10 protein-coding genes are annotated in these 12,702 nt (G+C 36.8%); 7 read left to right on the top strand and 3 right to left on the bottom strand.

Annotation, left to right across the window (positions count from 1 at the left end; all coding sequences use genetic code 11):
• Window positions 1-42: 42 nt before the first annotated feature.
• Together G6O73_RS09290 and G6O73_RS09285 are read right to left on the bottom strand one after the other, a co-directional pair.
• Entirely contained in the window at window positions 43-1,431 is a 1,389-nt protein-coding gene (locus G6O73_RS09290) for an APC family permease (RefSeq protein WP_057886601.1), read from the bottom strand.
• A 242-nt stretch (window positions 1,432-1,673) separates the two neighbouring features.
• Window positions 1,674-3,737 carry a methyl-accepting chemotaxis protein gene (locus tag G6O73_RS09285; RefSeq protein WP_057886602.1) on the bottom strand — a complete coding sequence of 688 codons (2,064 nt, stop codon included), beginning with the start codon at window positions 3,735-3,737 and terminating at the stop codon, window positions 1,674-1,676.
• Between the two features lie 277 nt (window positions 3,738-4,014).
• On the opposite strand from G6O73_RS09285, the gene G6O73_RS09280 reads away from it, so the two are divergent.
• The 4 genes from G6O73_RS09280 (at window position 4,015) to G6O73_RS09265 (ending at window position 6,472) form a co-directional block, all read left to right on the top strand.
• A complete protein-coding gene (locus G6O73_RS09280; protein WP_057886603.1) occupies window positions 4,015-4,572 on the top strand; it encodes a nucleoside/nucleotide kinase family protein in 558 nt (185 codons plus the stop codon).
• Between the two features lie 69 nt (window positions 4,573-4,641).
• Entirely contained in the window at window positions 4,642-5,079 is a 438-nt protein-coding gene (locus G6O73_RS09275) for a Fur family transcriptional regulator (RefSeq protein WP_057886604.1), read from the top strand.
• A 70-nt stretch (window positions 5,080-5,149) separates the two neighbouring features.
• Window positions 5,150-5,638, top strand: coding sequence for a hypothetical protein (locus tag G6O73_RS09270; protein ID WP_057886605.1), 489 nt, complete (start codon window positions 5,150-5,152; stop codon window positions 5,636-5,638).
• A gap of 12 nt (window positions 5,639-5,650) precedes the next feature.
• Complete coding sequence (locus G6O73_RS09265; RefSeq protein ID WP_057886606.1) at window positions 5,651-6,472, top strand: DUF6681 family protein; 822 nt, start codon at window positions 5,651-5,653, stop codon at window positions 6,470-6,472.
• Here G6O73_RS09265 and hflX read toward each other — a convergent pair whose 3' ends face one another.
• Window positions 6,473-7,720 (bottom strand): GTPase HflX, encoded by a 1,248-nt coding sequence (gene hflX, locus G6O73_RS09260; RefSeq protein WP_057886607.1) that lies wholly within the window; start codon window positions 7,718-7,720, stop codon window positions 6,473-6,475.
• A 409-nt stretch (window positions 7,721-8,129) separates the two neighbouring features.
• Here hflX and G6O73_RS09255 point away from each other — a divergent pair, with 409 nt between their 5' ends.
• From G6O73_RS09255 to opp3b, 3 genes are all read left to right on the top strand, one after another.
• Window positions 8,130-9,755, top strand: coding sequence for a peptide ABC transporter substrate-binding protein (locus G6O73_RS09255; RefSeq protein WP_057886608.1), 1,626 nt, complete (start codon window positions 8,130-8,132; stop codon window positions 9,753-9,755).
• Between the two features lie 266 nt (window positions 9,756-10,021).
• Window positions 10,022-11,650, top strand: coding sequence for a peptide ABC transporter substrate-binding protein (locus G6O73_RS09250; RefSeq protein ID WP_057886609.1), 1,629 nt, complete (start codon window positions 10,022-10,024; stop codon window positions 11,648-11,650).
• Between the two features lie 121 nt (window positions 11,651-11,771).
• On the top strand, window positions 11,772-12,701 hold the full coding sequence (gene opp3b, locus G6O73_RS09245) for an oligopeptide ABC transporter permease (RefSeq protein WP_057886610.1): 930 nt from the start codon (window positions 11,772-11,774) through the stop codon (window positions 12,699-12,701).
• Window position 12,702: the final 1 nt, after the last annotated feature.

The raw sequence follows: 12,702 nt of genomic DNA, 5'->3' as shown, positions 1-12,702 counted from the left end.
CTTAAGCACTCTGTCTAATTTAACAATTTCTTTTAAATTTAATTATTTGGCTAGCTGACTATGTTTAATACCGTAAGCAAAGTAGATGATCATTCCAAAAATAAACCAGATAATCGAAGCAATCCAAGTTTCTGCTGACAGTTGGGTCATCATTAATACACAAAGAATGACAGAAATAATTGGTAAGACTGGATAGAATGGAACTTTAAAACCATCATTGGGAATGTCTTGGCGCTTACGCAATGGGATAATACCCAATGAAACAAAAGTAAAGGCAATTAAGGTACCAATATTAACTAAGTTAGTTAATTGATCGAGTGAAACAAATCCACCCATTAAGCAGATGATTAAAGTGACAATTAACATAGCATTTGCTGGAATGTGATGTTTAGGGCTGACTTCGCCTAAAAATTTTGGCAGCAAACCATCACGGCCGATTGAATAAATTAAACGGGAACTACTGAAAATCATGGTAACCATCATAGTAAACATGCCGGCTAAAGCGCCCAACGAGATAATTCCGGCAACCCAATTTTGATTGACAAGCTGAAGGGCAAAAGATACTGGGTTAGCAACGTTTAATTTAGTGTAAGAAACCATTCCGGTTAGCACAATCGAAACTAAAATATAAAGGATCGTACAAATAATTAAAGTTCCTAGTATTCCGACTGGCATATTCTTTTTAGGGTTTTTAACTTCGGCAGCGGAAGCAGAAACAGCATCAAAACCAAGATAAGCGAAGAAAACTAAGCTAGCTCCTTTAAAGACGCCACTGACTCCAAAAGGTAAGAAGGGATGCCAATTAGCAGGTTTAACATAAAACATTCCCACCAGCAGGAACACAATAATAATGGCAATTTTTAAAATGACAATTAAATTATTAAAGCGCACAGAAGTTTTAACCCCTAAAGATAGAATAAAAGAAATCAATAAAACAATTAAAATAGCTACTAAGTTAATATAGGTTCCATGAGCTGGGTCGAAATAACCACTGATAGCTTGTGGAAGATGAATTCCGAATCCACTTAAAAAAGAGCTAAAATAAGCTGCCCAGCCGGTGGAAACGGCGGCAACGGCGAGCATGTATTCTAAAATTAAAGCCCAGCCGAGAAACCAGCCAACAATTTCACCAAAGATAACATTGCCGAAAGAATAAGCACTACCAGCAATTGGTAAAGCTGATGAAAATTCGGCATAGCACATGGCTGAAGTTGAGCAAACAATTGCAGCAACAACAAAAGAAAGGATAATTGCCGGACCACTATGTAGTGCAGCAACAGTTCCTGGGAGAATGAAAATTCCGGTTCCAATAACAGCACCAATTCCAAGTGCTATCAAGTCAAGTGCGCCCATTGATTTAACTAAGCGGCCATCTTTATCTAAATAACGTGCCAGGCTTTCTTTTTTAAAGATTCGTTCTTTTAAACTCAAAAAAATTCCCCCAATTAATAAAATAGGTTAGAGATAGATAACGAAGTAAGTATACAAGATTAAAATAAAATGTCAAATAACTTTGCAAAAGCTAATAAATCGAGTTGAATTTCGCTTACAAAAATAGTTATCTAGCAGCTTTACTTAAGATTTATTTGAATGCTAACAATTTTGGGGAAGAAAAAACCGCAGTTACCTTTCTAGATAAGGACAACTGTGGTTTAATTTTTGTGTAGTATAAATTAGTATTTAATAACTTTGAAGTTTTTCAACATTTCATCAAGTGAAGTTGCAGTCTTTTTCAAATTAGCAATATGATTGGTAAATTCATCCATTGTTGCTTGAACTTCTTCCGAATTGGCAGAAACCTCTTCGGTACCAGCTGAATTTTCTTCAGTTGAAGCAGAGATATTTTCAAGATTCTCCAAAACGGTCGTTTGAACTTTTTCAATCTGTTGACTGGTTTCGGCTAACTTTTTGATACCTGCAATCATTAGATTACTACGATCAAAAACTTCTTGCGAAGAATTAACTGATTTTTGGATCAAATCAGCTTGCTTCTTTCCACCATTTAAGGACGCAGCTGTTTGTTTAACCATTTCTGTTGATTGCTGACGAATTTTTTCAATAATATTAGCAATGTTTTTAGTTGAAGTTTTACTTTGTTCGGATAATTTCCGAATTTCAGTTGCTACGACGGCAAAACCTTTACCTGATTCTCCAGCACTAGCTGCTTCGATTGATGCATTTAAAGCTAACAAGTTAGTTTGATGAGAGATGTCATTAATGACAGCGATAATTTTGGTGATATTTTGGATACTATCGTTAGTTGCTTCCATATTGGTTTTTAGTTTTTCCATCTGCTGCATTTCACTTTGCATCGTCTTACCAACATGATTGACAATATTGATATTTTCTTGATTGATTTTAGCAGATTCTTGTGACTTATCATTAATCGTTGTAACGTTTTGATGCATGTCGGTAATAATATCTGCAAGACTGTGCAGTTGCGTTACGCTATTGCTTGTTTCTTGAGCTTGCGAAGTTGTGACTTGGGCGATACCCGTAATAGCTTGAGCAACTTCTTCAGTGGCCTTATTAGTCTGCTGGGATAATTTTAGAATTGACTCAGCCCCATCAGCAACTTGGTCACTCTGATGATGAATTTCTTGAATTAAAGTATCTAAGGAAGCCACCATTTGATTATACTGGGCGGAAGCACGATTGATTTCATTGCCAGCTGGATTAGGGCTACAGACTTTGGCAGCCAATTGTTCAAAATTTAGCAGAGCCGGTCTGTTTTCAAAAGTCGGAATTTCTTCGATTTTTCCAACTGCTTGTTGTTCAAAACGTTTGCTGAAGATGGCGACAATCTCTCGCACTAATTTGGTAGCAAAGGTAGAATCTAACAAGATAAGAATCAGCATGATTAAAGCTGCGATAGCTGAAGTCACCAAAAGTGTGTGCAATTCACGACTCAAATCAGTTTGTTTGACTTGAGCAATCGCCCAAGTAGGACTATTAGCACTTCCTTTATTAAAATAGACTTTTTTAGCGTAGACTTTATCTGGAACGATTATTGTACCAGATACTTTGTTAGAAGCAGCAATTTTTTTAAAAAGTGTTGTTTGGCGGATGTTATCTCCTGTTTTTAGGGCATCGCTACTTTTAGCGGCCTTTGAGGTAATCACTGTTCCGTTTTTAGCAACTAATGCTACTCGACCGGTGCGACCAACCTTTAAGCCGGAAATGGAGTGGTTAACATCTTTATAGGAAGCATCCATGTATAAAACACCGGTTTGATTGTTGGAACTATGGACAAGAACTGATGCAGTTACTGTAATTTTTCCAGTGGTAACATCACGATAAGGTGTTGTCCAGAAAACTTTACCATTATCACTAACAGCTCCTTTATACCAAGCACGTGTCCGTGGATCGTAGCCGGCGGGAAGCTTTTGAAACATTACCGTTTTTCCTGTGTCGGTGGCAAAGCCGATGCCGGTAATATCTAGATTAGAGTTTTTTACAGTTTTTAGTTTTGATCGAATCTGACTGAGGTTGTTTTTTTGAAATTCCGGGAAATTAGCAACTTGTTGTAACTCTTGTTCGACTGAGTTTCGCATATTATTTTTAGAATCAATCAAAACTTTTGCGGCACTTGCTTCATTAATCTGGTTGCGCTCGATTAATAAATCACGTGTTTTAAAATAAAGAACGGTTACCAAAATTAAAATTGGAATGAACGAGACAGCTAAGACGGTTGTAAAAATAGCCTTATTGATACTTTTCTTTTTTTGCATTTGCATCAAAGAATCCTCCTGTTTTTTTTGTTACCATGAATATATGATTTCCCCATACAGAAAGAATCGACATAATTTGATTATTTTTAACCACAAAAAGAAAATTTATTCTATTTTTTTATTAAAGCGTTTCCTGAAATTAGGCATACTTACATTTAGTAACGATCACTTTTGTCAATTTAATGATTAGAATTTAGTTATAATATAACAGGATTAAAAAGCTGTTGCTTTAAACTAAATATAGTAAAATAAACTATGAACTTAGCTTTGAGGAGAGATTACGATGAAGCGACTTTTGATTCTTTGTGGAGCACCTGGTTCGGGAAAGACCCGAATTAGTAATTATTTACAACAGCAATACAAGTTCAGTCGAGTTATTACTCATACCACCCGTCCCGCTCGTCCAGCTGAGGTAGCTGGGCAGGATTATTATTTTGAAAGCGAATTGTCGTTTAAAAAACACCATTATTTTGAAAGGGTGGTCTATGATCAATACCATTACGGTTCTTCACGTGAAGGACTTGAACAAGCTTGGAATAAAAGTGACAATGCAGTTATTGTTTTAGATACAAAGGGAGCCTTGACATATTGTCAACAATTGCCGGAACAAACGATTTGTTGTTATATAACAGTAAGTACGCCGCAAATTTTATTACAGCGAGTAGAACACCGAGAAGTTACTGGGAAAAAACATCTTCAAAGTCAAGAGGGACAACGTGATTTGCAAATACCTGTGGAATTAAAAGATAAGTGTCAAGTATTGATTAATGATGAATGGCAGCAAACGGTGAAAAACTTAGAACGGGTGCTAAAACGAAACGGGTTATTGTCTGAAGTTTAAACTAGTTTATGTTATACTGGTAGATAGTAATTATTATCATTAATTTTTAATCAATAAGGGGCTGCTGACATGATAGATGTTGCTGTAAAAATATTACAAAAAAATCGTTACCGCATCACCAAACAGCGACTAAGCTTGTTGGAATATCTTAGTCATTTTCAATCACAGTATGTCAACATTACAACAGTTGACCATTATATGCATCAGCAATATCCAGGAATGAGTCATAATACAATTTATCGTAATATTAAAGAGTTTGAAGAAATGGGAATCGTCGAACAGCGAGTTAGAGATGGCAATGCTGTTGTCAAATTTCAGTGTGATTTCACGCAGCAACACCACCACCACTTTATTTGTCGTAATTGTGGTAAAGTACAGGAACTTAAGATGTGTCCGTTGGATTTCTTTCAGGAGCAGTTACCAGGATGTGAAATTCAAGATCATCATTTTGAGCTTTACGGTTTGTGTGCAGAATGTGCAAATTTAGCAAAAACTTCAAATAAATAGTCTTGTTTTATCAAAAAATAGGTATAAGTTAGTCTTATAGTAAATTATCAAGGAATGGAGCGATTAAAAAATGGCATCTCAAACGCCGCCGTTTATAACCCCTTTTGCAATTATGTCGCTTGTTTTAGCACTCGGGGCTACCAACGTTGCTGTTAATACTGCGACGCATACTTCAGAGGGGCAGCCAGTATCAAAAGTTTCTTCATCAAGTAGTTATTCAAGCAGTAGTCAACCGACAAAAGATAGCAGTTCAACTGATAAAAACAAGAATAAAGATAAAAGTAGTGAAACTTCTTCTTCTGAAAGTAGTAGCGAACGGCCTGATGCTTCATCTGCCACAACTAGCGCTGATCAATCAAGTAGTTCAACGCAAAGAGACAATGAAGCTGACTCATCATCGAGAAGTTCTTCGAGTGAGGGCAATACAGAAGCAACAAGTTCCAGTTTATCCTCATCTTCATCTTCATCTTCAACTGAAGATCAGAATCAACAGCAAAATGCAACTAGAAGTTCACAGTCATCCTCAAGTACAAACAATACAGGCACGAATAATCAGTAGGAGGATATCAAGATGTTTAGCATTATTGGGATGATCAATAGTTACTTAGGCTATATTAATATGAATGTACGCCTGAAAAACCTAGTCTATACGGTACTGGGATCAGTTGGTGACTTCTACCTGCTCTATGTAGCTTATCGTTTCTTTTCAAATGGTTTTTGGCCGCAAGGTGCGTTGTTTGTTTTAGCCTTTTTGGTTTTAGGGTACTTAGCCTATTTGAATTTGATTTATTATATTACTAAAAAAAATTCAAAATTAGATTTTACACCCTGGCTAGAAAAAACACTGCATTTGAAACCACGGCAGGTACCAACCGAAGTCAACAATTCACGTCGACCACAGCCAGGATTTGTTCAGACTAATGGTTTATTCAACAATGAGAAAGTTTTACCCGCAGAAATTAGCAGCACATTGCAGGAACAACATGCACTGCAGCAAATTGTGCAGCAATTGGCCGCTCAGAATTACCTTAAGCTGGATTACGGGGGCATTGATGATAATCAAATTCTGCGAACTGCTAAAGCTGGCCAGACGTTTGCCACTTTGAATCAACCGATTGCATTGCCATATTATGAATTGCAGCATCAAGGCGAAAAATTATTTTTAGTTGGTGGTGTTAATCAGATGGAAAAGAAAGTTTTAGGACAAATAAAAACCGTTGGCTTGATGCCTGTTGCGGCGGCAAGCCAACGATATCAATTGTTTGCAGCAACTGCTACTGTTCAAGGTGGACCAATTAAGTTTGCTGGTCGTTCTAGTGTTATGGTTGAGCAACGGCCATATACAGTCAAACTGCAATTGGCGTATCGTTCTAAAACTGAACCCAAACACTAGTTACTGTTGAAATTGAACAAACTTCTGAGCTAGCTTTGGGGAAACCTCAGCTTTCAATAAAGTTCCTGCAGCGGTGTAACTAGTTTCTAAAATGTTTGCTTGTTGGTTGAATTCTTCTAGGAAACGGCTAGCTTGAAAAGGAATTAAGTAATCATGTTGTTGATAATTACCGAATAACTGGTTTTTAATCAAAGCAACTAATTTAATTAAAGAGTTCTGGTCAATAGCACTATAAGTTAATTGGCCACCTTCACTGAGCGGATAAGTTAAGTGTAACTTATCCGCTTTATTGTATGCATAAAGCATTGGAATGTTGCCAGCTCCGATTTGTTGTAAAGTTTTTTCAGTGGCAGCCATCATCTTCTTATATTCTGAATGACTAAGATCGACAACTTGAATCAATAAATCAGCTTCGTTGACAGTTTCCAAAGTAGTTTTGAAAGCCTCAAGTAAGTCAGCAGGTAAGTCATTAATGAAGCCAACCGTATCACTGATTAGAAAAGATTTATTATCCTTGAAATCTAAACGACGAATCGAAGTATCCAGTGTTGCAAATAACTGATCTTTGACTAAATTTCGATTAGCAGTTTTCTCACCAAATAAATCTAGTAGGCCGTTGAAAGTTGTTGATTTTCCGGCATTGGTGTAACCGACAAAAGCAACTAACGGTAAGCCAGAACGTTGTCGCGCACGACTTTGAGTAGTGTTTTCTTTGGCGATTTCTTGCAGCTGGTGACGCAATTGATTGATTCGTTGTTGCAAAGTTCGTTTAGTTAATTCATGCTGAGTTTCACCAGCACCACGATTGGCACCTTGACCACCACTGCTTTGTTGATCAAGTTTATTAAAGCCAGAAACGCGTAGCCGTGGTAATTGATATTTCAGACGAGCAATTTCAACTTGGAGTTTGGCTCTTTTGGTGCGTGCACGTCTTGAAAAAATTTCCAAAATCAATTCAGTTCGATCAATAACTGGTACTTTAACGATTTCTTCTAAGTTACGTAATTGAGTTGGAGAAAGTTGATCGTTAACTAACAATGCTTCTGCTTGATTGGCAGTGACAGCGGTTGCTAATTCATCCGCTTTACCACGGCCAAAATAGGTTCCACTAGTCGGATGATCGGCGGCTTGAGTTAATGTCGTTAAAACATGCATTTCAGCGGCTTCAGCTAAGCTGGCGAACTCAGCCATTGAATAGTCAAAATCAGTTGAGTGCTGATCTAATCCAGCAATAATGATTTCTGTCATTTTAAATCTCCCTCGTATTATATTGGTTTAATTGTAGCATTTTTTAGCTGTTTAAAGAAAAGTTGCGTTTAAAAAATCTTTGATAATTTAAATTCAGATTGCAATTTCGTAAGAATCGGGTATAATTAATTCTCATAAAGGAGGTTAGATAACCATGATGCAGATTAATGAATGGCAGCTATTTGATAAGTTAGCACAACGAATTATTTCCCTAGTCATTATTAGCACGCGTGATGTGTTATCTGATGTCTAGGCTTTTTCGACAGATAGAAAACCCATCACGCTGACTTAGGCATTGATGGGGACTTTTAAAGTAAAAGAACGTTCATCCCATCAATTGCTTAGCGGTTGATGGGATTTTTTATTTGACCAAAAAGTAAAAATTATTTTTATTTAGGGGGAGTTTTAAATGAATCTCAAAAAGGGATTAGCATTATTCGTTACAATTGCTGCTAGTACGGCAGCACTAACAGCTTGTGGTTCGAAAAGTAGTCAACCAGCTTCATCACAAGTACTTCGGTGGTCTGAACCAACAGAATTACAGACCTTGGATTTATCCAAGGTGGTTGATACGGTTAGTTCAGATACTATTAGTAATAGTACCGAAGGACTCTATCGTTTAGGAAAACACAGTAAGATTGAACCTGGTTTGGCAACCAAAACACGCGTCAGTAATCATGGGCTAACTTATACCTTTACTTTGCGTAAAGATAGCAAATGGTCAAATGGTGATCCAGTAACTGCCCAAGATTTTGTATATTCTTGGCGGCGGACGGTTAACCCTAAAACAGCTTCAGAATATTCATATCTTTTCGAAGGAATTAAAAATGCGGATGCCGTTGCAAACGGTAAAAAACCAGTAACAGCTCTAGGTGTCACTGCGGTCAATAAACATAAATTAGTTGTTAATTTGGATAAGAATGTGCCGTATTTTAAATTATTAATGGGCTTTACTGTTTTCTTCCCACAGGATCAAAAAGCGGTTGAAAAATATGGTTCCAAGTATGGGACGGCTGCCAAATATATGGTTTACAATGGCCCATACAAGGTAGTTGGTTGGAATGGATCAAATTTAAATTGGCGTTTAGTTAAAAATAAAGATTATTGGGATGCAAAAGCAGTTAAATTACAAAAGATTACCTTCCAGGTAGCTAAAAGTACCACAACTTCATACAATCTTTATCAGAATAAAAAGTTAGATGAAACCTATCTAGATGCTGAACAGGCAAAACAGCTTTCTAACAATAAAGACTATGTTTCTTTAAAACAATCACGAACTAACTACTTGGAATTTAATCAGACCAAAAAAGAGTTTCAGAACAAGAAAATTCGCCAAGCTTTATCATACGCAGTTAATCGTAAACAGCTAGTTAATAAGGTTTTAGGTAATGGATCGCTATCTTCTAAAGGAATTGTTTCGCAAGATTTAGCAAGTTATCAAGGAAAAGATTTTGCCACTGCTGCGGCAACCACTGCTGGTGTAACTTATAATAAAGCGAAAGCTCAGAAGTTATGGCGCGAAGGTTTACAGGAACTCGGTGTGAAGAAGTTAGACTTTACTTTAATGGGCGACGATGATGACATGAGCAAAGCAGTCACCGATTATTTGCAAAGCCAATTTGAAACTAATCTGCCAGGTGCCAAAGTATCGGTTGAAAGCTTACCAAAGAAAACGCGGATTACTCGTGCAGCAGCAGGCCAGTTCGATGTTGTACTTTCTGGTTGGGCAGCGGACTTCTCTGACCCGATTAGCTTCTTGGATTTATTTACCAAGGGCAATGCTTATAATGATGGTAAATGGGACAATGCAAAATATGATCAGTTGATTAATGCTTCAAAAACAACAGATGTTAATAACCAAGGCAAACGCTGGCAAGACTTAGTCGCAGCCTCTAAAATGTTGAGTGAAGATCAAGGAGTTGCACCATTGTATCAATTGTCACAGGCTCAACTATTACGCAGTGACGTTAAGGGAGTTGTCTATAATACAGCGGGAATTGCTTTTAATTTCAAAACAGCGTACATCGCTAAATAATTGGCAATAAATCTGATGTAAGATTATCTACCTAGGTTTTTCAATTATAAACTATTTGTATATTTTGACTTTGGAATCGAAAAAAAAGTGGCCTTAAAATTAGTTTTAACTTAAATTTAATCAGATTTTGGTTTAATTTAATTAAAAATAAATCGTTTTGCAAGAAAATTTAAATTTTTATACTTGTATTTAATCTGATTTTCATATAAAATTTAGGCATTACATTGAATGTTTCTAAAAATGAAACAAAAGGGGAGAACCAAGGTATGAAATTTAATCGATTAGCTAAACTCGGGTTAGTTGCAGCTTTTTCTGCAATTGCCCTGGCAGCTTGTGGCTCTAAAAGCACAAGCAGCAGCATGGCATCTAAGCAGGTTCTTAACTGGAATGAAACATCTGAGTTGCCAACAATGGATCTTTCAACAGCCACCGATGTAGTCAGTTTCGATATGCTGAATAACTCGATGGAAGGTATTTATCGTTTAGGCAAAGACAGTAAGATTGAACCGGGATTAGCCACTAAGACAAAAGTTTCTGATAACGGTCAAAAGTACGTCTTCACCTTGCGTAAGGACAAATGGAGCAATGGAGATGCTGTAACTGCTAAAGATTTTGTGTACTCTTGGCGGCGAACAGTTAATCCTAAGACAGCTTCTCAATATGCTTACTTATTCAGCGGTATTAAGAATGCCGATGCAATTATGAATGGTAAGAAAGACGTTTCAACCTTGGGAATCAAAGCTGATGGCAATTATAAATTGACTGTTACTTTGGAAAAGAAGATTCCATACTTTAAATTACTGATGGGCTTCCCAGTATTTTTCCCGCAGAACCAGAGTGCAGTTGAAAAATACGGCAGCAAATATGGAACAGCTTCGAAATACATGGTTTATAATGGACCATTTACTTTAACTAATTGGACTGGCTCTAATCTAAGTTGGACTTTGAAGAAAAATAAGGACTACTGGGATAAGAAAGATGTTAAGTTGTCCGCTATTAACTACAAAGTTAATAAGAGTAATACAACAGCTTACAACTTATATCAGTCAGGCAAGCTTGACGAAACCAACCTCGGAGCCGAACAAGCTAAGCAGTTATCGAACTCGAAAGATTTCGTAGTTAGAAAGAACGCTTCAACTTTCTACCTGCAGTATAATCAGACTAAAAAAGAGTTCCAAAACAAAAAGATTCGTCAGGCACTCTCAATGATCATTGACCGTAAGCAATTTGTTAATAAAGTCTTAGGCAATGGTTCGACAGTTGCTAAGGGTTATGTTTCATCTGGTTTAGCAAAACATAATGGCAAAGATTTTGCAGATACAGCCTATGTTAAGTCCGCTGTCACCTATAATAAGGCAGAAGCTAAGAAGCTTTGGGCAGAGGGCTTGAAAGAATTAGGAGTTAAGGACTTGAGCTTTACCATCTTGAGTGATGATACTGATGCTGGTAACAATACGACTCAATTCTTGCAAAGTCAGATTGAAGAGAACTTGAAAGGTGCTAAAGTTTCAGTTGAAAACGTACCATTCAAGACTCGCTTATCACGTTCAACCAATGGCAACTTCGATGTAGTTGTTTCTGGTTGGGGGGCAGACTTTGCTGATCCAATCAGTTTCTTAGATCTCTTTACTTCTGATAACTCTCAAAATAACGGTAAATGGAAGAATGCTGAATATGACAAATTGATTGAGGCCTCAAAGACGACTGATGCTGGCAATACAACCAAGCGTTGGAATGACTTAGTTAAGGCAGAAAAAATCTTGATGAATGATCAAGGGATCGCTCCAATTTATCAACAGTCATTAGCAACTTTAGTTAAACCAAAAGTTAAGGGTGTTGTTTACAACTCAGCTGGTGTAAATTACAACTTTAAGAATGCTTATATCTCAAAATAAATTTAATAAATCTTAAATGAATTACTGATTGGGGGATTAACTGAAAAATGTTATCCCCCAATTGGCATTTAGATAGTTAAAATTTCTAATTTAGTTAATGTAAGAGAATGTGAGGAAAAATATGCGGAAATATCTTTTAAAACGGGTATTCTACATGGCTTTGACACTTTTCTTGGTAGCAACAATTACTTTCTTTTTAATGAAGTTGATGCCTGGAACACCGTATTCAAACCAGCAGAAAATGACCCAACAGCAAATTCAAATTATGAACCAACAATATGGACTTAATAAACCGATTTGGGAGCAATATGTAATTTACATTTTTGGAATGTTACATGGAGATTTAGGAACCTCCTTCCAATTCAGTAATCAGCCAGTGTCATACTTGATTTCAAGCCGAATTGGAGCATCTGCTCAATTAGGGGCTCAAGCAATGATTTTTGGAGTTTTCTTTGGAATTATCATTGGTTCGATTGCCGCTATTAATCGTAATACTTGGATCGACACGACTTCAACAATTGTTTCAATTATTGGTAAATCAGTTCCTAACTTTGTTTTAGCTGTTTTATTACAATATTATATTGCGTTGAAGCTGGGTTGGTTCCCAATTGCCGATTGGGGCGGGTTTAGCTATACAATTTTACCGACGATTGCGTTGGGGGTTGGCCCGTTAGCCGAAACAGCGCGTTTTGTCCGCACCGGAATGGTTGATGTATTAAATTCTGATTATATTGAATTAGCGCGAGCTAAAGGACTTAGCAAATTTGGCATTGTTTATCATCATGCACTCAGAAATAGTTTAATTCCCTTGGTAACGTTAATTGGGCCGTACACAGTTGCTTTGATGACTGGTTCAATGGTTATTGAAAATATCTTTTCAATTCCCGGAATTGGTGAACAATTTGTTAAATCAATTTTAGTTAATGATTATCCGACTATTATGGGGGTTACGATGTTGTTTTCAGCCGGGTTGGTTGCAATTATCTTGCTGACAGATATTGTTTATGGAATAATTGATCCACGAATTCGTTTAAGTGGAAATGAGGGTTAAG

This window comes from Liquorilactobacillus nagelii DSM 13675, assembly GCF_019444005.1.
GTDB classification, from domain to species: domain Bacteria; phylum Bacillota; class Bacilli; order Lactobacillales; family Lactobacillaceae; genus Liquorilactobacillus; species Liquorilactobacillus nagelii.
The sequence above is the reverse complement of the archived record's forward strand: the minus strand, read 5'-3'. Positions and strand labels throughout refer to the sequence as shown.